The sequence below is a fragment of the Flavobacterium sp. GL_143 genome (assembly GCF_057834355.1).
The window spans coordinates 2,240,462-2,264,547 of record NZ_CM174401.1 but is presented as its reverse complement, the minus strand read 5'-3'; the positions used below and the strand labels follow the sequence as shown (position 1 = coordinate 2,264,547).

Genomic DNA, 24,086 nt, shown 5'->3' with positions numbered 1-24,086 from the left:
CTATATTTTAAACTTTAAAACAAATTAGTATGACACTATATTTATGGTTTGTATTCTTTTTAGCAGTGCAAGTTATTCACTTTATAGGAACTTGGAAATTATATGAAGCTGCAGGAAGAAAAAGTTGGGAAGCAGCAATTCCTGTATATAATGCTATTGTACTAATGAAAATTATTGGTCGACCAACTTGGTGGACAATATTGCTTTTTATTCCAATCATTAACTTGATTATGTTTCCAGTAATCTGGATTGAAACCTTAAGAACTTTCGGAAAAAAATCTACATTAGATACTATTCTTAGTCTTGTAACTTTAGGTTTTTATATCTATTACGTTAATTACACTCAAAAATTAGTTTACAATGCTAATAGAAGTCTAACTCCAGAAAGCAAAACTGCCGATACTGTTAGTTCTCTTCTTTTTGCTATAATTGTAGCTACTTTGGTTCATACTTACATCGTTCAGCCATACACAATTCCTACTTCTTCATTAGAAAAATCATTACTTATTGGTGACTTTTTATTTGTAAGTAAAGTTAACTATGGTCCTAGAGTTCCTATGACAACTATTGCCTTGCCAATGGTACATGACTCTATCCCGATGACTAAACAAAAATCATATCTAAAATGGCCTCAATTACCTTATTTTAGACTTCCTGCTTATGAACAAATAAAACGAACAGATATTGTCGTTTTTAACTGGCCAATGGATACCGTATATAAGTTTTTTGACACTTCTAAAAGAAGAGCCGACAAACCAATTGATAAAAAATCAAATTACGTAAAAAGATGTGTTGGTGTTCCAGGTGATAGTTTAGCGATAAAAGACGGAATCGTTTACATTAATAACAAAGTTTTAGTTTTACCAGAAAGAGCTAAGCCTCAATACTCTTATGCAGTAGCTTTAGACGGGAAAACTCCTATTGATTTTGAAGTATTACTAAGAGAATTAGATATTACAGACGGTGCCGGATTTAAAGATGATGTAAAAAAAGACACTTTATATTTTAGAGCTCTAACAGAAGCTAGTGCTGCAAGATTAAGAAATGTTCCTGGAATAACTAATGTAAGAAGAGAAATTGCAAAAGGATCAGATCCAGGTATTTTTCCACAGTTAGACAAATGGAATGCCGATAATTTTGGTCCAATTTATATTCCTCAAAAAGGAAAAACAGTTGCATTAACAACCGAATCTTTACCATTTTACAAAGCAATTATAAAAGAATACGAAGGGAATGATTTACAAGTAAATGGTTCAGAAATTCGTATTAACGGTAAAGTCGCTACAACATATACTTTCAAGCAAGATTATTATTGGATGATGGGAGACAACCGTCACAACTCCGAAGATAGTCGTTATTGGGGATACGTTCCAGAAAATCATATTGTTGGAAAACCAGTATTCATCTGGATGAGCTGGGACACAAATGGTAAAGGAATGAGCAAAGTTCGTTGGGACAGAGTTTTCACTACTGTAAATGGTGAAGGTCAACCACAATCGTACTTTAAATATTTCTTATTTGCTCTTGCAGCGTTTTTTATCGGTGAATATTTCTGGAAAAAAAGAAAAGAGAAAAAGAATATCTAATCACAAATTCTTAGTTTAATAATCTTAACTTAAAAAAACTGATATGTCATTTTATTCATGGTTTGTATTCTTCTTAGTAATTCAAGTAGTTCATTTTATAGGAACATGGAAATTATATGAGGCAGCTGGAAGAAAAAAATGGGAAGCTGCAATCCCTATTTACAATGCCATTGTATTAATGAAAATTATCAGTCGACCAACTTGGTGGACATTATTACTTTTTATTCCGATTATCAACTTGATTATGTTCCCAATAGTTTGGATTGAAACCCTACGAACTTTTGGAAAAAAATCTACATTAGATACCGTTCTCGGACTTGTTACTTTCGGTTTTTACATCTATTATGTAAACTATACTCAAAAATTAGAGTACAATGCAAACAGAAGTTTAAGACCCGAAAACAAAACCGCAGATACACTTAGCTCGCTTCTTTTTGCAATAATTGTTGCAACTATAGTTCATACCTATTTTATCCAGCCATTTACAATACCAAGTTCATCACTAGAAAAAACATTACTAGTTGGTGATTTTCTATTTGTAAGCAAGGTAAATTACGGCGCAAGAATACCAATGACTACAGTGGCCTTGCCTATGGTGCATGACACTATTCCTGGGTTAAAAAAGAAATCGTACTTATTTAATGATGATGTAAATCAAAAAAAGACTTCCCTTTTAAACAAACTACAATTACCTTATCTAAGATTACCTGGTTTTGAAGAAATAAAACGCAATGATATTGTTGTTTTTAATCAGCCTGCTGATACCCTTTTGGACATGAATAATTTTTCGCCAGATAGAAATTATTACAAACCAATAGATAAAAAAACTAACCTAGTTAAAAGATGCGTTGGTGTTCCTGGAGATTCCCTAGAGATAAGAAACGGACTTGTCTTTATTAACGGAAAAGAAATGAAACAAACTGAAAGAGTAAGACTTCAGTTTTCTTATAACATTAAATTTAAGGTTAAGTTCTCTTCTTATGAAGAAATTTCAAATCTTTTAAGACAATATGATATTACCGATGATTTAGGTTACGATCCTACAACTGAGACTTATTATGTACAAGCTACTCCAGAAGCAGCTAATAAGGCTAAAAGCAATCCTTATGTAGAGAGCCTTGAACTAAGGAAAGCAAACAAAGGAGACAGAGATCCTAAAATATTCCCTCACAACAAAGATTACAACTGGAACAATGATTTTTTTGGCCCAATTTATATTCCTCAAAAAGGAAAGACAATCAACATTAACCTAAAAGTTCTTCCTATTTACAAACGTCTAATATCAGAATACGAACGTAATGATTTAGAAATAAAAGGAAATCAAATTTTTATTAACGGTAAAGTTGCTAGTACTTACACATTTAAACAAGATTACTACTGGATGATGGGTGACAATAGAGACAACTCTATCGATGCCAGATATTGGGGATTTGTACCTTTTGATCACGTAATTGGGAAACCTGTATTTATATGGATGAGCTGGGATACTCATGGCAAAGGACTAAATAAAGTTCGCTGGGACAGAGTTTTCTCAACTGTAGATGGAGAAGGGCAACCGCAATCATACTTTAAACATTTCTTATTTCTATTGGCAGCCTACTTTATTGGCGAATATTTCTGGAGAAAAAGAAAAGAGAAAAAAGCATAACACGTTTATTCGTTGAACTGTTTAATCGTTTACTTGTGCTTTCAACAAGTAAACGATTAAACAATCAAACAAAAATAGCACATGAATTCATTATTACTTCCAACCTACTTTCCTTCAATTAGTCATTGTGCTGTAATGGCGCAATCTGAAAGTATTACGTTTGAGATAGAAGATAATTTCCAGAAACAAACCAACAGGAACCGTACGTATATTTATAGCCCAAATGGACTACAATTATTAAACATCCCTGTTAAGCACTCTAAAAATGCACATCAGAAAACCAAAGAAATTCAGGTAGAAAATGAATTTGACTGGCAAAAACAACATTTTAAATCGCTAGAAGCTGCTTATAGAAGTTCCCCTTTTTTCGAGTTTTTTGAAGATGATATACGTCCATTTTTCGAAAAGAAACATCAATTCTTAATGGATTTGAATTTTGAAGCTTTAGATATCGTTTCTAAATGTCTACGAATGAAATTAGAGTACACTAAGACCTCAGAATACTTTCATGAGGTTGATGCTAGCATTTCGGATTTTAGAGTCTTAGCAAACGGAAAAAAAGATACTAATGCATTCGAAACCTACACGCAAGTCTTTGATGACAAACATGGCTTTATAAATAACCTAAGTGTATTGGATTTGCTTTTTAATGAAGGGAAATATGCTATGGACTATTTAAAGAATCAAAAGCTGTTATAATACTTTTATTATTCCATCGAAAGAGTAGCCAAAATAGGAAAATGGTCAGAGTTTTCAAAATCTGAGAAGCTTTCAAATTTCTTTACTTTCATCTTACTATCGGCAAAAATATAATCGATTCTTGCAGGATAGTAGCGGAACTTATAAGTAGCCCCAAATCCTACTCCAGCTTCTTCAAAACTATCTTTTAGTTTTCCTTTTATATTACGATATACGTATGAAAAAGGGCTATTATTCATATCCCCACAGATTATAAGTGGATATGTGCATTCTTTTTTATTTTCTCTAAATATCTCAGCTTGTTCTTGCTGCTGCTTAAATGCTTTACTAATTCTGGAAAGAATAAGTTGCGACTTTTCCTGATTCATCACATCGATATTATCAGAAATCTCATTTACATCGGGCGAAATCTTAATTGACTGCAAGTGCATGTTATAAACTCTAATAATATCTTTACCACGCTTTATATCAGCATAAATTACATTATTATTAGAATTAGGAAAAACAATATTACCCTGATATAATATAGGAAACTTAGAAAAAATTGCCTGACCTGTTTTAATCTTATTTCCTTCCATAAATATATACCGATGCGGATAAACCTTTAAATCGATATTAGCAGAATTTGAGAACTCCTGAATACATAAAATATCCGGATTTTTTTCGTTTATAAACGTTTCTATATCAAGCGGAACATCTTCCCTATCTATCCATTTAAATACATTAAACAAACGTACGTTATAACTCATTACTGTAAAATCCTTACTACTCTCAACATATTCTTTAGTCGAAAATTTATAGAATTTATTTATAAAAGTAATCCCCATCAAGAGCACTAATCCTGATAAAATCATTCGTTTTTTAAACTGAATTGCCCAATAGAAAAAGAACAATCCATTGAACACAAAAAACAACGGCATAAACAAAGTAAATACCGATAAAAGAGGGAAAATTTTAGGTGCTAAAAATGGCAAAACATAAGCGCTAAATGTCAATACAGTGAGCACTATATTCAGAAAAAACATTATCTTATTAAACCATGAAAGGTTTTTCATTTTCTTTTAATTAATGATTTTACTTTCCCGCTTTAAACAAAAATTCTTTTTCTTCTTTTGTCAAACAATCGTAACCCGACTGACTAATTTTATCTAAGATTTCATCAATTTGTTGTTGCGTTTTGTCTTTGGTAACAATTTTAGAAGTTGTAGTTCTTTGCGTTGGTTTATTGTTGTAATTTTTATGCACTTTCTTAAAAGGCGTAGATGGTGATTTCTTAAATAAATTAGTAAAGAAATCCAAAACGCGAGTAACAATCTTACTCAAATCTACTCCACTTTGCAATAGTTTTATAAACACAAATCCGAAAACAGCACCTGCAAGATGAGAGATATGCCCTCCCATATTACCAGATTTAAACTGCATAAGATCCAAAACCAAAATAACAAGTGTAATATGCCACAACTTAACACTACCGATAAGCAACAAACGAACTGGCATTAATGGTTGATATGTAGTCGTAGCAACCAAAATAGCCATAATTGCAGCCGAAGCACCAACAACCGAAGCACTAAGATTTAAAAAATAAAAACTAAGCGCAAATGCTACTCCAGCAAAAATCGCGCTTAATATATACAAACCCAAATACTGCTTTTCGGTAAAAAAAGTCAAGAACAAAGAACTTGCAAAATTTAAAACCAACATATTAAATAACAAATGCAGAAATCCATCATGAAAAAAAGCATAGGTTAAAAATGTCCACGGTTTAAACAAAAAATCAGATGGTTCTGATGATAATGCCAGCCAACTTGGTAAAGCAAATTGTCCTGTTGAAAATTGATAAAAAAACACCAATGAAATTAAAAAACAAGCAATATTCCAATAGATTACTCGCTGAGCAATTCCGCCCATTTTATATTGCAACTTTAAATCGTCTAAAATATTCATATGTGTTTTTTGTGTTTAAAATTTAGATAATAAAGCTAAAAAATTAATTCCAACGATTATTATTAAACTGCGTCTTTTTCCAATACCACATCATTAAATATCCTACGAGTGCTCCACCAACGTGAGCAAAATGAGCAATTCCCGTACCACCACCACCAAACAATGAATTTCCTTGGAAACCTAAAAACAAATCGACAGCAATAATTCCTGGTACAAAATACTTCGCTTTTATAGGCACCGGAATAAACATAAGAGCCAACTCAGCATTAGGAAACATGAAAGCAAAAGCTACCAAAAGTCCATAAATTGCTCCAGATGCTCCAACCATAGGGGTCTGATTAATTATAGATGCATCAAATAAACTTTTAAAACTAACCTCGTTTAATAGATTAATTTTTCCAGCTTCAGCTAAAATTGGCTTAATACCATCCATAAACAAATCTCCTCGATAACTTGTTCCATCAGTAAAATTAACATTCATTATATGGTGCAATGAAGCATCTGATAAACCTAAACTAGACGCTCCTTCTAAAGCACTCTGTATTTCATAATAATTAAAACCTAATTGTAGTAAAGCAGCACCTAATCCGCATGAAATATAAAAGAATATAAACTTTTTACCTCCCCAAAAATGTTCTAATGCCGAACCAAAAGAAACTAATGCAAACATATTAAATGCAATATGCATAAATCCTCCATGCATAAACATATGCGTGATAGGCTGCCAAAGTTTAAAATGGTAGTTCTCAGGAAAGTATAATGAAAAGTATTCATAAGAAACCGGCACTAATTGTGAGCCAAGGAAAAAGATAATATTAATTATCAATAATTGTTTTACAACAGGAGTCATGTTCATCATAATGCAAATTTTTTATCTATATCTTCCACACGCATGGTGATGAAAGTTGGTTTTTGAAATGGAGAAATATTTGGATCTTTACAAGCAAAGAGTCCATTTACCAAATTATCTTGTTCTTTTTCTGTTAAGTATGTCCCTGTTTTTACAGCCATACTCTTTGCCATCGATTTGGCAATCGTATCATTTTGCGAAAAGCTACTTTCTGGAATTCCATCCTGCAAATCACTTAACAATTGTTCTATAACCAGCGAGACTTCACTTTCGGTACTGTTTATTGGTATTCCCGAAATAACAATATGTTCTTCGGTTGTAGATTCAAAAACGAAACCAGTATTTACAAGCGATAATTGCAATTCTCTTATAATTTCCATATCCGTAGAGGAATAAAACAAATTAAGAGGGAACAATAATTGCTGGCTTGAAGCCTGATTAACCGTCATATTATGTAAAAATTGCTCATATAAAATACGTTGGTGTGCTCGTTGCTGATCAACAATCACCATTCCGGATTTTATAGGCGAAACAATATATTTTTTATGTATTTGATATGTTTTATGAACCGTTTGTTCAACCTCGTCATCATTAAATAAAGACGAAGTTACTTCTTCATTCTCAAAAGACATCATCCCTACTTCTTCCGTATCCTGCTTTAAACCTACATACAAACTTTCCCAACTAGCTGTTGTCTCAGGTTTTTTGTAACTAGAATAAGAGTTAGAACCTGATGAACTGGCACCAGAACTATAACTAGATCCCGAATTTGTATTTGCATAATGTTTATTTGGTGTATCATCTGCAAATGGGTTAAAGTTACTATTAACCTGAATCGTTGGAGTTTCTCCTTCTAAATCTTTATAATGATAAGGCGTATCAAGATTAGCATCACGATCAAAATCTAAAACAGGCGCCACATTAAATTGTCCTAAACTATGTTTTATAGACGCTCTTAAAATTGCATATAAAGCCTGTTCATCATCAAACTTAATTTCTGTTTTTGTAGGATGAATATTGATATCGATTGTATTTGGCGGCACAGATAAATACAAGAAATAACTTGGTTGCGCACCATCTTTTAAAATTCCATCATAAGCAGCCATAACAGCATGATGCAAATAGCTACTTTTAATAAAACGATCATTAACAAAGAAAAACTGTTCTCCCCTGCTCTTTTTAGCAAACTCAGGTTTACTAACAAATCCTTTTATAGCAACTATTTCTGTTTCTTCATTTACCGGAACCAACTTTTCATTGGTTTTACCAGCAAAAATTCCAACGATACGTTGTCTAAAACTAGAAGGAGGTAAATTATACATCTCACTTCCGTTATGATAAAAAGTAAAATGAATATTGGCATGCGCCAAAGCTACACGCTGAAACTCATCCATAACATGGCGAAATTCAACTATATCCGACTTTAAAAAGTTTCTACGGGCAGGAATATTAAAAAATAAGTTTTTAACCGCAAATGAAGTCCCTTTAGGTAAAACAGCTACTTCTTGCGAAACAAATTTACTTCCTTCAATAATAATATGAGTTCCTAACTCTTCCTGATCCTGTTTGGTCTTCATTTCCATATGAGCAATCGCAGCGATAGAAGCAAGTGCTTCTCCACGAAAACCTTTTGTATGCAATGAAAATAAATCTTCGGCTTGGCGAATTTTAGAAGTCGCATGACGCTCAAAACATAAACGCGAATCGGTAACACTCATTCCAGAACCATTATCGATTACTTGTACCAATGACTTTCCTGCATCTTTGATGATTAATTTAATATCCGTTGCTTTAGCATCAACTGCGTTTTCTAAAAGCTCTTTCACCACCGAAGCAGGTCTTTGAACGACTTCTCCAGCAGCAATTTGATTGGCAACGTGATCAGGAAGTAATTGTATAATACTCGACATTAAGAAAAAATAGATTAAAGGTTAAGGTTTAAAGTTTCAAAACCAAGAAGCACAAATTTAATGAATTTTAGCTGGTTTTTTTGACTTGGGGACTCATAAAAAAAACAAAAAACCTATACTATTTTTACACAGTATAGGTTTAAGTATTCTTACAAATGTGTTTTTATTTTTCTAGTTCCAATGGTTTGTCTTCTATTTGAAGCGCACCAGCTGATAACAACTGTTGGTTTTGAAACTGATTTAAAGAAGCTTGCTGACGGATGTATGCCATTTTTATTGCAGCAATAGCAGCCTCGGTACCTTTGTTACCGTGAATACCACCACTTCTATCAATAGATTGTTGCATATTATTATCTGTTAACACACAGAAAATAACTGGAATATCAGTTTGAACATTCAAATCTTTAATTCCTTGAGTTACACCCTCGCATACAAAATCAAAATGCTTTGTTTGTCCCTGGATTACACATCCAATTACAATTACAGCATCAACATTTTGAGTTTGTAACATTTTTTTTGCTCCATATATCAACTCAAAACTCCCAGGTACATTCCATCGGATAATTTGTTGTGCAGGAACTTGATTTTCAATAAGTGTTTCAAAAGCGCCATTATAAAGCCCTTCTGTTATAGTGTCATTCCACTCAGAAACAACAATCCCAAATCGAAAATCTTTCGCATTTGGGACTGTGTTTTTATCGTAATCGGATAAATTTTTATTTTCGGTAGCCATCTTTATATTTAAGATTTTAAAATTTGAGATTGTAAGTTACGAATCTAAAATTAAAAAAAGGAAATCTAACTATTAATTATTGTGCTAAACCAATCAAAACATCAACAGAAGCTGCTTCTGGAGTTGCCTCGAAGTTCTCTTTAACATTTGTAAAATACTTAAGAGCATCTGCTTTTTGACCTAAAGCCAAAGCAGTTTTACCAGCTTTTAGTAAGAAACGTGGCGTAGTAAAATCATTTTTATTTAATTCAGCAGCTTTTACATAATAGTCTAAAGCTTCTTTTTGTTGATTTTTTTGAGAATAAGCATCACCAATTGCTCCTTTAGCTAAAGCTCCTAAAATTAAATCTTTAGAGCTAAATTTACCTAAGTAAGAAATTGCCTCATCATATTTACCAATGTTTAAGTATGCAACACCAGCATAATAGTTTGCTAAATTTCCAGCATCAGTTCCTGAATACTCATCAGCGATTTTTACAAATCCAAATTTACCTTCAGAACCATTTAATGATAGTTTATACAAAGAATCACTAGCTACACCATTAGTTGCTTTTTCAAAGTTTTGTTGAGCAACAAACATTTCATTAGCAGCTTCATCTTGTTTAGGAGCAGTAATAAATTTTTGGTAAGCCAAATAACCTACAGTTCCCAGAGCAATTGCAGCAACTAATCCAATAATGATTTTCTGGTTTCTAGCAACCCAATCCTCTGTCTTAGAAGCAGTTTCATCTAATTTAGAAAAAACTCCAGCAGTAGTACTGTTTTTTCCATCAAGAATTACTTGTTGTTCTTCATTGACAACTTCATCTTTAACTTCCTTTTCTTTAGGTGCTTTATATCCTCTTTTATTGTAAGTAGCCATTTAAAATTAATTTAGTGAACGGCAAAAATAAAATTTTTATTGAAACTTACATGAAAAAAATCAATTTTATATTTATTTTTAAAAAAAATCCTTCAAAAATGGACTTTTATACGCCGTAAAATCAAAAAAAAACACACTCAACGTCCCAAAAAACGGTTTATATCGATATTTTTCAATAATTTGCACACGCTTAAAAATTGTCATCTAAAAACAATAAAAAGCTTTATTTCAGCAACTTACAAATGTATCTAAAAAAGATTTCTTTATTCAACTATAAAAACTTTTCCGAAGCCAATTTCGAATTTGACAAAAAAATAAATTGTTTTGTTGGAAAAAACGGTATTGGAAAAACCAATGTACTCGATGCTATTTATCATTTAGCCTACGGAAAAAGCTATTTCAATCCTTTGGCAGTGCAAAATATCAAGCACGGAGAAGAGTTTTTTGTAATAGATGCCGAGATAGAAAAAAATGAACGAAACGAACAAATAGTTTGTAGTTTAAAAAAAGGACAGAAAAAAATTCTAAAAAGAAACGGCAAAGCCTACGATAAATTCTCAGACCATATTGGTTTTATTCCTTTAGTAATAATTTCTCCTGCCGACAGGGATTTAATTGTGGAAGGAAGTGAAACCCGTCGTAAATTTATGGACACTGTGATTTCGCAACTAGACTCCCATTACCTGCAACAACTTATTCAATACCAAAAAGTAATTAGCCAGCGTAACGCGCTACTTAAATATTTTGCATTGAATCATGTTTTTGATAACGACACCTTATCTATATATAATGAACAATTGGATAGCTACGGAAAAACCATTTTCGATAAAAGAAAACAATTCATCGAAGCTTTTATTCCAATTTTCAATACACATCATCAGGCGATAACTGGCTCCGAAGAAACTGTTCAGTTAGTCTACGAAAGTCATTTGTTCGAAAAAGACCTATTAACTCTTTTACGAGAAAACATTAATAAAGACCGCGCCTTGCATTATACAAGCGTCGGAATACATAAGGATGATTTGTCTTTTGAAATCGACCATCATCCTATTAAAAAATTCGGATCACAAGGACAGCAAAAATCTTTCTTGATCGCACTAAAACTGGCTCAATTTGAATTCTTAAAAAAACAAAGCGGTGTAAAACCCCTGCTTCTTTTTGATGATATCTTTGATAAATTAGACGAAAGTCGGGTTGCCAAAATTATCGAAATGGTAAATAAAGATACTTTCGGGCAACTTTTTATTTCAGACACGCATCCTGAACGAACTGAAACTATCGTAAAATCGACACATCAGACTTATAAAATATTTAATTTATGATTTTGTGCTGTTTCCAAAATTAAAAAAACCCTTAAATTAGCCTACACATTTAAATTCAAGATTATGAAATTCCCACAAACATTCCTTATTATAATTACATTCGTACTAGCATCTTGCAACGGACAATCTAGCAAAAATGTATCAGTTATTGAGCCAGCCGCTTTCGCAGAAAAAATAAAATCTACTGAAAACCCTCAGATTTTAGACGTAAGAACTCCTGATGAATTTGCATCTGAACATATTGACAATGCCGTAAACGTAAACTGGAACGGCGATGATTTTGCTACAAAAGCGGCAACCTACGACAAATCAAAACCTGTTTTTGTTTATTGTTTAAGTGGTGGAAGAAGCAAAAAAGCATCTCAAAAATTACAAGAATTAGGTTTTACAACTATATATGAGCTTGATGGCGGAATCATGAAATGGAACGCCGAAGGACATTCTAAACCAAGTACCAAAACTACAGGAATGACAAGCGACGAATATGCTGCTTTATTAAATACTGATAAAAAAGTCCTGATTGATTTTTATGCTGAATGGTGTGGTCCTTGCAAACAAATGACTCCGTACCTTACGAAGATGCAAAAAGAATTAGCCGATAAAGTGGTTATTATTCGTATCGACGTTGACCAAAATAAAACCTTGGTAAAAGACATGAAAATCGACCAACTTCCTACTCTATTATTATATGAGAACAAAGAAGTAAAATGGAAAAATACAGGATTTATCAGTGAAGCCGATTTAAAAAAACAACTATAATAAAACTAAAAATATGCTTACCAAAGAAAGTTTACAATTTTTAGATGATTTAAAAGCCAACAACAATAGAGATTGGTTTTTGGAAAATAAAAAACGTTATGAAATCTTCAAAAAAGATTATCACCAACTAGTTGCCGATTTCCTGGACGCCATGAAACCTATGGATCCTTCATTAGAGTTATTGGAAGTTAAGAATTGTACATTCCGAATTAATCGTGATATCCGTTTCTCTAAAGATAAATCTCCTTATAAAGCACATCTTGGCGTTTGGCTTTCTACTGGTGTAAAAGGACAAAACCGTGCTGGATATTATGTACACATCGAGAAAGGCGCTAGTTTTATAGCTGGAGGTTTTTATTCGCCAGAAGCCGAAGATTTAAAAAAGGTACGTAAAGAAATTGCATTCTTCCATGATGATTTAGAAGCTATCATTGCCGATAAAAATTTCAAGAAAGAATTCGGAAGTCTTGACGTAACCGAAACTAATTCGCTTAAAAACCCACCACGCGGATACGAGAAAGATCATCCTGCAATTGAGTTTTTAAAATTAAAAAGTTTTACTGCTACGCAAAAATACGACATCAAAGAAGTTACTCAGAAAGATTTTGTTGCTAAAATGAGTCAGAAACTTATTGCGTTAAAACCATTAAATGAATTCATTAATCGTGCTTTAACGACTGACGAATTTTAAAAAATCAGATATTTTTTTTTGCCACAGATTAAAAGGCTCCCTTATCTGTGGCAAAAAAACAAAAGACAAATCACTGAATGAAAAAAAGAAAAATACTTTTTCTTGGCGAATCCTACCGAGCCGATGCTATTACATGGATTAAAGGCTTACAGGAATTTGGTGATTTTGACATTTGCACTTGGGAACTCAAAACTCCAAACAATACTAAACTTAATCGTTTCAAGCGAATAACCGAATATCTCTTTGCTCCTTTCACGATAAAAAAAATCATTCGATTAGAAAAACCAGATATGGTTATTGCCGAAAGAACGACCAGTTATGGTTTTCTTGCTGCGATATCAGGCGCAAATACAATTGCAATTGCACAACAAGGCCGAACCGATTTATGGCCTGAAGGCTCTGTATTATTACCTCTTAAAAAAATCATTCAGAAACACGCATTCAAAAAAGCGCATTTAATACATGCTTGGGGACCTGTTATGACAATCTCTATGAAAGATATTGGTGTGGATATGAATAAAGTTTTGGTCTTGCCAAAAGGAATAGATTTATCACTTTTTGAAGCATCCCAAAACAAATCAAATAGAATTGATGCAATCGTAACACGCTCCTTGCAACCCGAATACAGACACGATTGCATCCTGAAAGCTTTTGCAATTTTAGACAAACAAAACATTGATTTCTATTTGACAATTGTTGGCGACGGAACCAGATTAGAATATCTTAAAAACCTAGCTATAGAATTAGGTATTCAAAACAAAGTAATCTTTACTGGAAGAATCCCAAATACCGAACTTCCTAAACTATTACAACAAGCCAATTTTTATATTAGCATGCCAAGTACCGAAGGGGTTTCTGCCTCATTATTTGAAGCTATGGCGTGTAATTGTTACCCTGTTGTATCTGATATTCCTGGAAATCAAAGCTGGATAAACCATCGTGAAAACGGACAATTAATCCCGATTGATGATTATACAAATCTTGCCGAAGAACTAATCTGGTCATATAAAAATCCTGATTCACGAAATAAAGCGATTATACAAAACAGCAAGTTTGTAGAGGAAAATGCAAACTATAAAATCAACATGAAAGTTATTGCCGATAAATATCATGACTTACTGGATTTTCGTAAAAAGTAACCGCAAAGCACGCAAGGTTTTTATATAGATGGCTCTACAAAAACACAAAGTTCGCAAAGCTGGATCAACACCTAGCTTTGCGAACTTTGTGTTTTCTATACATAGTGAGATAATAATCTTTGCGCACTTTGCGGTAAAAAATCTTATTTTATTCAACGCGTAACATTTCTTCAATCCTAACGTCATACTGTTTTACAGAATAGTTTAATTTAATTCTTAAATAAATATGAATAACAGAAGAAACTGGCTGAAACAAATAGGATTAGGCACAATAGGATTAGGCTTTTGCCAATTTGATGGATTTGCAAATACTCCATCAGATTACATCTTACCCAATTTAGATAACTCTCCTATACTATTAAGATCAAATGAAAATCCTTACGGCCCTTCTCCGCTTGCTCGTGCTGCAATGACAAAAAGCGTAAACAGCAGTAATAGATATAACTGGAAGCTTTGGTCAGAATTAATTTCTCTTATCGCAAAAAAGAATAACGTTTCAGATAACAATATTTTATTAGGTGCAGGTTCGACCGAAATTTTAGATTTAGTCCTTCAATACGCAGCTTTAAACAAAGGTAATTTTATAATTGCTGGAACTACATTCGATTACTGGATAGCGCCTTCTGATAAATTAGGCTTAAAAAAAATCACCATTCCATTAACTGATGACAAAAAACATGATTTAACAGCGATGTTAAAAGCTATTGATTCAGACACAAAAATGGTCTACATCTGCAATCCCAACAATCCGACGGGGACAATTTGTGACAGAGAAAAATTGGTATCCTTTATTAACGAAGCAACCAAAAAAACAATGGTTTTTGTAGACGAGGCTTATATCAATTTTACTACAGAACAATCATTAAGCAGCCTTGTTACTGAAAACAAAAACCTGATAATAACCAAGACTTTTTCAAAACTTTACGGATTAGCTGGTGCTCGTATCGGCTATGCAATTGCACATTCTGCCATTATTGAGCAATTAGGCAATTTAAAATCATCAACAAATATGTCAGTTAGCGTTATCTCAGCTTCTGCTGCCATAGCATCTCTAAATGATGAGAATTTTACTAAACAAGTATATTCCTCAAACGAAGAAGCAAAAAAATATACTATTGATCAGCTTACTCAATTAAACATAACTTGTATTCCGTCCTATTCAAATTTTATTTATTTCTCTTTAGCCAATTATAAAAAAGATTATTTCAAGCAATTAGAAGATCATAATATATTAGGAACGAAAATTTATGAAGAAAATGGAAAATGGACGAGAATCACGATAGGCACCATGAAAGAGATGCAACAATTTATTGAAGCTTTAAAATAAATCTTTATCAAAAAAAGCTATCTAAAGCTTTTGCAAGATATTATAACATCAATTTATTTTTTAACGAATTTAATCGTCTGTTATTTTATAGAAACTCAACTCAAAATAGATTAAAATCCTTACTTTTGAGCTCTCGATTAATTCTACAAAAAAGTTTCGCATTTATGGAAATTCTATCTCAATTTTCTTTAAAAAATCATAATACTTTTGGCATTGAAGCCAAAGCAAAACAATTTATTGCCGTACATTCAATTGATGAATTGAGAAAGGTTTTAGAAGAAAATAAAAGCCAAGCAAAATTTATTTTAGGTGGCGGAAGTAATATGCTTTTAACTAAAGATATTGATGCCTTGGTAATTCATATTGATTTAAAAGGAAAAAAGATAGTTGACGAAAATGATGATTTTGTTTGGGTTGAAAGTCAAGCTGGAGAAACATGGCATGATTTTGTGCTCTGGACAATCGAGCAAGATTTTGGCGGATTAGAAAACATGTCGCTTATTCCTGGTAATGTAGGAACTACTCCTGTACAAAACATTGGTGCTTATGGAACCGAAATAAAAGATACGTTTGTTTCTTGCCAGGCAATGAATATCGAAACTCAGGAAATAAAAACTTTTACTCATGCGGAATGTAATTTCGGATATCGCGAAAGCATTTTTAAACACGAAGTAAAAGACCAATATATTATTACGTCTGTAACTTACAAACTAACGAAGCGCAATCATAAAATCAACACTTCGTATGGGGATATTACTGCCGAACTAGCCAAAAACAACATTACAAACCCTAATTTAAAAGACGTTAGTAATGCTGTAATTGCGATTAGACAAAGTAAATTACCAGACCCAAAAGAACTAGGAAATAGCGGAAGCTTCTTTAAAAATCCTATTCTATTAAAATCAGACTTCGAAAAGATACATCAGAAATTCCCAGAAATGAAATATTATGATGTTTCCGAAACTGAAGTTAAAGTTCCTGCTGGCTGGCTTATAGAACAAGCTGGTTTTAAAGGAAAACGTTTTGGCGATGCCGGAATTCACAAGAATCAAGCTTTGGTTCTGGTTAATTACGGAAATGCTACTGGACAAGAAATTCTGGCAATCTCTAAAGACATCCAAAAAACAGTTTTCGAAAAATTCGGAATACATATAGAAGCAGAAGTAAATGTAATCTAAATCTAAAAAATATGAGTATAACTCTATCTATCAAAACAATAAACCCTGATAACAAAAATATAGCTCCTATTATTAATGAGTTATGCAGGAACCTTCAGGAACGTTTTGGCAGCGACGGGAAAAACTCATTTACAGATTGGAACAACAATAACTCTAAATATTTATTTATTGCCGCCGAACTCGATAACGAAATCGTAGGTTGTGGCGCAATACGACCTATTACAGAAACTACAGGCGAAGTAAAACGGATGTATGCCAAATATCCTCGAAAGAGAATCGGTCAATCTATTTTATCTTTCTTAGAAACGAAAGCTAAAGAGATTGGTTACAATGAATTAATTCTGGAAACTCGGGTTAAAAATCTGGAAGCAACACAATTCTATCAAAAATCAGGTTATAAAATCATTCCAAACTACGGCAAATATGTAAATAACTCCGAAGCAATTTGTTTTGGAAAAAACTTAATATAATATGCACACACCAAGTATATTCAAAAATGAAGATCCTGAAGCAATTAGAGCTTTTCTTAAAGAAAATAGCTTCGGTATATTAATCAATCAGACGAATGGAAAATTGTGGGCAACACATATTCCGCTAGAAATAGAGACCAATGCCGATGGCAAAGAAATATTGTGCGGTCACATCTCTAAACTAAATCCGCAAGGAGAAGGCTTTACACAGAATGATCAAATTCTTGCTGTTTTTTCTGGTCCGCATAGTTATATTTCGTCTTCATGGTATGATCATGAAAATGTACCTACCTGGAACTATATTGCAGTACATATCTATGGTAGAATAAAAATTGTAGATCACGAAGCTGCAGTAGAATCGCTAAAAAAACTAGTCGATAAATATGAAGCCAGTTCAGAAAAACCTGTTCGAGTAGAAGATTTATCTGCAAAAACAATGCGACAAGCACACGGAATAATCGCTTTCGAGATTGAAATAGATGAAATTCAGGCTACTAAAAAAATGTCTCAAAACAGAGACGATGTTAATTACAAAAACATAATCACAGCCTTAGAAAAAACAGAAAACCCTCAGTCTATTGCGGTTGCAAAAGAAATGGAAAAATGCAGAAAGTAATTACAAATTAAGGGTTGAAAATCGGGAATTCATAATTACATTTGCACTCGCAAGATTTAAAATTAAAAGACATTAAAATCAGATGCTTACAATTATTTTATACTTTTTTATTGCTATCGTTGTTGTACAACTTTCTTACTATCTGGGTATATTTAGTAAATTTTCTTTTGCTAAAACACAGAATATCACTCCAAAAAGAATTCCAATTTCAGTTATTGTCTGTGCAAAAAACGAAGCCGAAAATGCAGTTAAGTATATTCCGCTTTTAATAGAGCAAGATTATCCTGATTTTGAAATTGTTTTAATAGACGATGCTTCAAGTGATGAAACTTTAGAAATTTTTGAACTTTTCGAAAGCCAATACCCAAATTTAGTACGTTTAGTTAAAGTAAAAAATAACGAAGCCTTTTGGGGAAATAAAAAGTATGCTCTAACTTTAGGGATTAAAGCTGCCAAAAAAGAGTACCTATTATTTACTGATGCTGATTGTTATCCTACTTCTAAAAATTGGATTACTGCAATGAGTTCACAGTTTACAATGAACAAAACAATCGTTTTAGGATATGGCGCTTACGAAAGAATAGAAAAATCATTCCTAAATAAAATCATTCGTTACGAAACCTTACTCACTGCCTTACAATATTTTTCTTGGGCAAAAGCAGGTCACCCATATATGGGAGTTGGTCGTAATTTAGCCTATAAAAAAGAAGAGTTTTTTAACGTAAACGGATTCATCGGACATATTCAGGTTCGTTCTGGCGATGATGATTTATTTATTAATGAAGCTGCAAATAGCAACAACACAACTCTATCATACTCTCCTGAGAGTTTTACTTATTCTAAACCTAAGGAAACTTATAGAGACTGGTTTATTCAAAAAAGAAGACATATAGCTACAGCTAATTATTATAAGTTTTTTGATAAAATTCAATTGGGTGTTTTTTATAGCTCACAATTATTATTCTTTATACTTGCCATTATTTTACTTGCATTTCAATTTCAATGGATAATTGTATTAAGCTTATTCTTGGTACGTTATATTGCTGCGTGGCTTGTTGTAGGTTTCTCAGCAGGGAAATTAAAAGAAAATGATTTAAAATTTTGGTTTCCTATTGTAGAAATTGTGCTTATATTCACTCAAATTAATATCTTTATAACTAATATCTTTTCAAAACCGGTACATTGGAAATAAATTCTAAAATAGAGAAAGCAAAAAATGGAGATCAAATTGCCTTCACTTTTTTGTTGGACCATTATTGGAACGAAGTTTATGGCTTCATGCTTAAACGCACCGAAAACGAAACCATTGCTGAAGATATTACCATCGAAACTTTCTCTAAAGCTTTTGATAAAATAAAAACGTACAATTCCGAATTTCAATTCAACACATGGCTTATTGCTATTGCAAAGAATGTACATATAGATTTATTACGTAAAAAGAGAACTAATCTTTTTATAGAAATCACCGATCAGGAAAACCAACAAGCTTATAATATTGCCGACACTACTCCGTCGGTAGAGGATGAATTAATCACTGAACAGAATTTATCCCGATTATTACATTGCATTAAAGAATTAAAGCCACATTATCAGGAAGTAATTCAGCTACGCTATTTTCAGGAAATGAGTTACCAAGAAATTGCACTCAAAATAAACGAGCCTTTAAGCAATGTAAAAATAAAATTACTTCGCGCTAAAAAATTATTAGCAGAAGTGATTAAAAACAAAAGATAATTTATTATCTTTAAGCAAAGGATAAAACATCTACACCTTTATTCTTAAATAAACAATAATCCCGCATACCAAAGTTCTTATTATTAACGTTATCAGGTAAAACAATTTTTTGCTTATGATTTAACCACTACTTAACCTTAAAAAACCGTGAATTATGTCAACATCAAGCATCTACGAAAACAAATGGATTGACCTTGTATTCGAAAACAGAAACAAAGAGTATGGCGCGTACCAGTTACGCCATGAAAGTTCAAAAAACTCAATTAAGGCACTTTTCATGGGATTGTTTTTTACCACAGCCATTGTGTGCGCTTCAATGTTTATTACTAAACTGAACAAAGTCGATGTAATAACCACTATCCCCGATAGTTTACCGACAATTGTACAAGTGAGTGAAGTTCACATTAATGAGAAATCTGCAGAAATGCCTGCTGTAAAATCTCAGCCTGTTGAAACTGCTATTGAAAAAAGCCAACTTGTAAACCCTACAATTGTAGAAGCAAGCCAAGTTACACAAGAAGTAGCAAAGGCTACCGAGAACGTTGTGGCGGTAAAAGCAACAGGTGGCGAAAGTAACGGAATACTAACAAATGCCATACAAAGTGGAGGTGGTGGACCAGAAGTTGTAACAGCACCAATTATTAATGATCCAATGCCTACTGGTTCTCTAGACAAATTACCAGAATTCCCTGGAGGGATGAATAAGTTTTATACTTATGTAGGTAACAATTTTAATCGTCCGGAATTAGATAGTGAAAGAACGATTCGTATTTATGTATCATTTGTAATTGAGAGAGACGGAAGCATGACCGATATCCTTGTAAGAAATGATCCAGGATACGGCTTAGGCAAAGAAGCTATTAGAGTTTTAAAATCTTTAAGAACTAAATGGAGCCCAGGAATGGTTGATTCTAAACCAGTTCGTACTGCATACAACCTACCTATTACAATAAAAACTGAATAAATATAAAATTAAAAAGCAGAATTTAGGTTCTGCTTTTTTTATGCCCTTTTGTTTTAAAAAAGCAATTCTTATCTAATTATCTAAAGTAAGTTTTTTATAAAAAAATGTATCTTTACTGATGAAAATTGCTTTTTTAAAATCATCAAAACAAACAATAAATTATGGGAATATTTTCGGCAATGCTTGGTAATGCAGGTACAGTAAGTCAGGACGAATTAATTAAAAAATACGGTTTACTTTTAACCGATAATGAAGAAATAGAATTAGGCTTTAAACTTATTCGCGATACTTTTATTTTTACTACAAAACGATTAATTCTGGTTGATAAACAAGGATTAACTGGTAGTAAAACCGAATACAAATCGATTTCATACAAAAGCATCACAAGATTTAGTGTAGAAACTGCAGGAACTTTTGACCTTGACGCTGAATTAAAAATTTGGGTTTCGAGCGAATTGCATCCGAGTATTATTAAACAATTTAATAAATCGGTAAATGTATATGAAGTTCAAAAAGTATTAGCACACCACGTATTAAAATAAAAAAAAGCAGAACCTAGGTTCTGCTTTTTTTATCTTCAATTCTAAAAATAGACTTAATTATTTTTTAGTCGTTTTTTTAACTGTTTTTTTAGTTGTCGTTTTCTTTGCAGCTACTGGCACAGTGTTAACAATTTTTTGCTGAACATATGGTTTGTATACTCCGTCTTTTTCAGCTCTTTTTTTAGCATTATCTGCTCTTTCCTTAGAATCAGGATGTGAACTCATCATTTTATCCAAGAAAGATCCTTCGGCACCTTCGCTCATTTTAGCAAGAATTCTAAATGCAGATTCTTCGGCATTTACATTATAGCCATTCTTTTTCATGAAGTTATAAGAAAACAAATCAGCCTCTGATTCCTGAGTTCTGCTGTGTTTACTATCTATCATTGCATTTCCAATTTTTACCAATTGCGTATCTGTAAGAGCAGAAATTTTTGCTGATTGTGAAGCCGCAGCATCAATTAAAGCTTCTTTTTTGTAAGCAGCTTTCATCGCATCTCTTGAATCATGATTGGCAACGTGACCAATTTCGTGACCAATAACTGCAAGTAATTCGTTATCATCCATAATATCCATTAAACCAGAATATACACGTACGCTACCATCGGCAGTTGCAAAAGCATTCACTTCTTTTAGCATATATACTTTGTAGTTTAATGTATATCCTTCTCCAGCAGTATGTTTTCCAAACAATCTGTTTAGCCTAATTGCATAACCATCTGTAGCTGGAGCAATCTGATTTTTAGCATCCATTTCTGCAACTGCTTCTTTTGATAAAGCTGCTGCATCGGCATCGCTAAATGTAAATCCCGCAACTCCTTTTTGAACAGCTCCTAAAGCTTTTTCTCCTAAATTTATTTGCGCATTGGCTTGTGTAAAACCAAAAGTTGCAAGCAAAACAACTAACGCTATAGTTTTTCTTTTCATCTTTTTAATTATTAAATTAACTGTAGCAAATATACTACATCTTTAAAATACCCGTATCTCGGAAACCAATTAATTTTAGAAGAAAAAATTATCTTGTAATTTCATAAATTCCGACTATTTATTGCGATTTTCATCAAAAAAACTTTCATTCATCTTGAATTATTAATAATTCGCAAAAAAGAATTTAACACTCATTTTGTTATCCTTTTATAAATTAAAGCATAAACAAATAAACAAATAAACAACATTGCTTATCTTTGTACTTTGAATAATGAATATGGAAAGCGTTATAGATAATAATTTACCTATCGGAAAACCAAAATGGTTGAAGGTAAAACTCCCAATCGGACAAAAATATACTGAACTACGTGGTTTAGTAGATAAATATAGTTTAAATACAATTTGTACTTCCGGAAGCTGCCCAAATATGGGTGAATGCTGGGGAGAAGGAACAGCTACTTTTATGATCTTAGGTAACGTTTGTACACGTTCTTGTGGTTTTTGTGGTGTAAAAACTGGAAGGCCTGAGACTGTAGATTGGGACGAACCTGAAAAAGTAGCCCGTTCTATTAAAATCATGAATATCAAACACGCCGTTATAACGAGTGTAGATAGAGATGATTTAAAAGATGGTGGTTCGATTATTTGGATTGAAACCGTGAAAGCAATTCGACGTATGAATCCAAATACGACTTTAGAGACATTAATTCCTGATTTTCAAGGAATCGAAAGAAACATTGACAGAATTGTAGAAGCTAATCCAGAAGTTGTTTCTCATAACGTAGAAACTGTTCGTCGATTAACTCGTGAAGTACGTATACAAGCCAAATACGATCGTAGCTTAGAAGTTTTACGCTACCTAAAAGAAAAAGGAATCAACAGAACTAAGTCTGGAATCATGCTTGGGCTTGGAGAAACTGAGGAAGAAGTATTTCAAACTATGACTGATTTGCGCAATGCAAATGTAGATGTAGTAACGATTGGTCAATATTTACAACCGAGTAAAAAACATTTACCTGTAAAAGAATTTATCACTCCAGATCAATTTGCTAAGTATGAAAAATTCGGACTAGAATTAGGCTTCCGCCACGTCGAAAGCGGTCCGTTAGTGCGTTCTTCCTACAAAGCGCAAAAACATATTCTTTAGTTTTAAATGTTTGAATATTTTATCTTAAATGAATAAAAAAATACGAATTGCTATTAATGGTTTCGGAAGAATTGGTCGAAACTTGTTTCGATTACTTTTAAATCATCCCGAAATTGAAGTTGTTGCCATAAATGATATTGCCGACACAAAAACTATGGCTCACCTTATTAAATACGACAGTATTCATGGTGTGCTACCGTTTGTGGTAAGCAGTGATGAAGATGGAATAATCGTTGATGGAAAACATTATTTGTTTTTTCATGAAAAAAACATTTCAAACCTAAATTGGAAAGACTGTAACATAGACTATGTTATAGAATCGACCGGTAAATATAAAACGCATGAAGAAATAAATGCACATATTATTGCCGGAGCAAAAAAAGTTATTCTATCTGCACCTTCTGAAGTTGATACTATCAAAACAGTAGTTTTAGGTGTAAACGAAGGAATACTGGACGGAACTGAAACAATAATTTCTAATGCGAGTTGCACCACAAACAATGCAGCTCCTATGATTAAGATAATCGATGATCTTTGTGGTATTGAGCAAGCCTACATTACAACAATACATTCATTCACAACAGATCAGAGTCTGCATGATCAACCCCATAAAGATTTGCGCAGAGCCAGAGGTGCAAGCCAATCTATTGTTCCTACAACAACGGGTGCAGCAAAGGCATTAACTAAAATTTTCCCCAAATTACAAAACAAAATTGGTGGTTGCGGTATACGCGTTCCTGTTCCTGATGGATCATTAACCGATATTACATTTAATGTAAAACGTGCCGTTACTATTGAAGAGATTAATGAAGCATTTCAGAATGCAGCGAAAACTAGTTTAAAAGGAATTTTAGATTATACCGAAGACCCTATTGTATCTGTTGATATTATTGGAAATCCGAATTCGTGTTTATTTGATGCACAGCTTACATCTGTAATCGATAAAATGGTAAAAGTTGTAGGTTGGTACGATAATGAAGTTGGGTATTCATCAAGATTAATTGATTTGATATTGCTAACGAAGGAAGTATAAACTAC

The 24,086-nt window shown here is 32.7% G+C and carries 24 protein-coding genes; 17 read left to right on the top strand and 7 right to left on the bottom strand.

What is annotated here, in order from left to right; translation table 11 throughout:
• The first annotated feature begins 29 nt into the window (after window positions 1-29).
• From lepB (AC3IPI_RS09880) to AC3IPI_RS09870, 3 genes are all read left to right on the top strand, one after another.
• Window positions 30-1,586, top strand: coding sequence for a signal peptidase I (gene lepB, locus AC3IPI_RS09880; protein ID WP_489158762.1), 1,557 nt, complete (start codon window positions 30-32; stop codon window positions 1,584-1,586).
• A 43-nt stretch (window positions 1,587-1,629) separates the two neighbouring features.
• Window positions 1,630-3,234, top strand: a complete 1,605-nt coding sequence (gene lepB / locus AC3IPI_RS09875; RefSeq protein ID WP_489158760.1) for a signal peptidase I — start codon at window positions 1,630-1,632, stop codon at window positions 3,232-3,234.
• Window positions 3,235-3,315: 81 nt separating this feature from the next.
• Window positions 3,316-3,933 carry a WbqC family protein gene (locus tag AC3IPI_RS09870; RefSeq protein ID WP_489158758.1) on the top strand — a complete coding sequence of 206 codons (618 nt, stop codon included), beginning with the start codon at window positions 3,316-3,318 and terminating at the stop codon, window positions 3,931-3,933.
• A gap of 8 nt (window positions 3,934-3,941) precedes the next feature.
• On the opposite strand, the gene AC3IPI_RS09865 is transcribed toward AC3IPI_RS09870, so the two are convergent.
• The 6 genes from AC3IPI_RS09865 to AC3IPI_RS09840 form a co-directional block, all read right to left on the bottom strand.
• The gene (locus AC3IPI_RS09865; protein WP_039112356.1) at window positions 3,942-4,988 is read right to left on the bottom strand and encodes an endonuclease/exonuclease/phosphatase family protein; all 1,047 of its coding nucleotides are present in this window, start codon (window positions 4,986-4,988) and stop codon (window positions 3,942-3,944) included.
• Between the two features lie 19 nt (window positions 4,989-5,007).
• A complete protein-coding gene (locus AC3IPI_RS09860) occupies window positions 5,008-5,877 on the bottom strand; it encodes a rhomboid family protein (protein ID WP_086895483.1) in 870 nt (289 codons plus the stop codon).
• A gap of 43 nt (window positions 5,878-5,920) precedes the next feature.
• Window positions 5,921-6,736, bottom strand: a complete 816-nt coding sequence (locus AC3IPI_RS09855) for a rhomboid family intramembrane serine protease (RefSeq protein WP_082001785.1) — start codon at window positions 6,734-6,736, stop codon at window positions 5,921-5,923.
• The gene (mutL, locus tag AC3IPI_RS09850) at window positions 6,733-8,637 is read right to left on the bottom strand and encodes a DNA mismatch repair endonuclease MutL (RefSeq protein WP_489158754.1); all 1,905 of its coding nucleotides are present in this window, start codon (window positions 8,635-8,637) and stop codon (window positions 6,733-6,735) included. Before mutL ends, AC3IPI_RS09855 begins: the two co-directional genes overlap by 4 nt.
• A 163-nt stretch (window positions 8,638-8,800) precedes the next feature.
• Window positions 8,801-9,370, bottom strand: a complete 570-nt coding sequence (gene ribH / locus AC3IPI_RS09845; RefSeq protein WP_039112359.1) for a 6,7-dimethyl-8-ribityllumazine synthase — start codon at window positions 9,368-9,370, stop codon at window positions 8,801-8,803.
• A gap of 76 nt (window positions 9,371-9,446) precedes the next feature.
• A complete protein-coding gene (locus tag AC3IPI_RS09840) occupies window positions 9,447-10,232 on the bottom strand; it encodes a tetratricopeptide repeat protein (protein WP_039112360.1) in 786 nt (261 codons plus the stop codon).
• A 242-nt stretch (window positions 10,233-10,474) separates the two neighbouring features.
• On the opposite strand from AC3IPI_RS09840, the gene recF reads away from it, so the two are divergent.
• From recF to AC3IPI_RS09780, 12 genes are all read left to right on the top strand, one after another.
• Window positions 10,475-11,554 carry a DNA replication/repair protein RecF gene (gene recF, locus AC3IPI_RS09835; RefSeq protein ID WP_035627786.1) on the top strand — a complete coding sequence of 360 codons (1,080 nt, stop codon included), beginning with the start codon at window positions 10,475-10,477 and terminating at the stop codon, window positions 11,552-11,554.
• Between the two features lie 63 nt (window positions 11,555-11,617).
• Entirely contained in the window at window positions 11,618-12,313 is a 696-nt protein-coding gene (locus AC3IPI_RS09830) for a thioredoxin domain-containing protein (RefSeq protein WP_489158750.1), read from the top strand.
• Window positions 12,314-12,326: 13 nt separating this feature from the next.
• Window positions 12,327-13,004 carry a DUF2461 domain-containing protein gene (locus AC3IPI_RS09825; RefSeq protein WP_039118092.1) on the top strand — a complete coding sequence of 226 codons (678 nt, stop codon included), beginning with the start codon at window positions 12,327-12,329 and terminating at the stop codon, window positions 13,002-13,004.
• Window positions 13,005-13,081: 77 nt separating this feature from the next.
• On the top strand, window positions 13,082-14,143 hold the full coding sequence (locus AC3IPI_RS09820) for a glycosyltransferase (protein ID WP_489158748.1): 1,062 nt from the start codon (window positions 13,082-13,084) through the stop codon (window positions 14,141-14,143).
• A gap of 226 nt (window positions 14,144-14,369) precedes the next feature.
• Window positions 14,370-15,470, top strand: coding sequence for a histidinol-phosphate transaminase (gene hisC / locus AC3IPI_RS09815; protein WP_489158746.1), 1,101 nt, complete (start codon window positions 14,370-14,372; stop codon window positions 15,468-15,470).
• Between the two features lie 164 nt (window positions 15,471-15,634).
• Window positions 15,635-16,648 carry a UDP-N-acetylmuramate dehydrogenase gene (gene murB, locus AC3IPI_RS09810; RefSeq protein ID WP_489158744.1) on the top strand — a complete coding sequence of 338 codons (1,014 nt, stop codon included), beginning with the start codon at window positions 15,635-15,637 and terminating at the stop codon, window positions 16,646-16,648.
• A gap of 11 nt (window positions 16,649-16,659) precedes the next feature.
• A complete protein-coding gene (locus AC3IPI_RS09805) occupies window positions 16,660-17,118 on the top strand; it encodes a GNAT family N-acetyltransferase (RefSeq protein WP_489158742.1) in 459 nt (152 codons plus the stop codon).
• Window position 17,119: 1 nt separating this feature from the next.
• Entirely contained in the window at window positions 17,120-17,734 is a 615-nt protein-coding gene (locus AC3IPI_RS09800) for an FMN-binding negative transcriptional regulator (RefSeq protein WP_489158740.1), read from the top strand.
• Window positions 17,735-17,816: 82 nt separating this feature from the next.
• Entirely contained in the window at window positions 17,817-18,926 is a 1,110-nt protein-coding gene (locus tag AC3IPI_RS09795; protein WP_039112367.1) for a glycosyltransferase, read from the top strand.
• Window positions 18,917-19,468 (top strand): RNA polymerase sigma factor, encoded by a 552-nt coding sequence (locus AC3IPI_RS09790; RefSeq protein WP_039112368.1) that lies wholly within the window; start codon window positions 18,917-18,919, stop codon window positions 19,466-19,468. The genes AC3IPI_RS09795 and AC3IPI_RS09790 overlap by 10 nt, the downstream gene beginning before the upstream one ends.
• A gap of 154 nt (window positions 19,469-19,622) precedes the next feature.
• On the top strand, window positions 19,623-20,432 hold the full coding sequence (locus AC3IPI_RS09785; RefSeq protein ID WP_489158738.1) for an energy transducer TonB: 810 nt from the start codon (window positions 19,623-19,625) through the stop codon (window positions 20,430-20,432).
• Window positions 20,433-20,593: 161 nt separating this feature from the next.
• Window positions 20,594-20,974 (top strand): PH domain-containing protein, encoded by a 381-nt coding sequence (locus AC3IPI_RS09780; RefSeq protein WP_035627768.1) that lies wholly within the window; start codon window positions 20,594-20,596, stop codon window positions 20,972-20,974.
• A gap of 57 nt (window positions 20,975-21,031) precedes the next feature.
• On the opposite strand, the gene AC3IPI_RS09775 is transcribed toward AC3IPI_RS09780, so the two are convergent.
• On the bottom strand, window positions 21,032-21,901 hold the full coding sequence (locus AC3IPI_RS09775; protein WP_489158735.1) for a M48 family metalloprotease: 870 nt from the start codon (window positions 21,899-21,901) through the stop codon (window positions 21,032-21,034).
• Window positions 21,902-22,178: 277 nt separating this feature from the next.
• Between AC3IPI_RS09775 and lipA the strand changes: the two genes are divergently transcribed.
• Both lipA and gap read left to right on the top strand, forming a co-directional pair.
• A complete protein-coding gene (gene lipA, locus AC3IPI_RS09770) occupies window positions 22,179-23,048 on the top strand; it encodes a lipoyl synthase (protein WP_195735449.1) in 870 nt (289 codons plus the stop codon).
• Window positions 23,049-23,076: 28 nt separating this feature from the next.
• A complete protein-coding gene (gene gap / locus AC3IPI_RS09765; protein ID WP_489158733.1) occupies window positions 23,077-24,081 on the top strand; it encodes a type I glyceraldehyde-3-phosphate dehydrogenase in 1,005 nt (334 codons plus the stop codon).
• Window positions 24,082-24,086 lie beyond the last annotated feature (5 nt).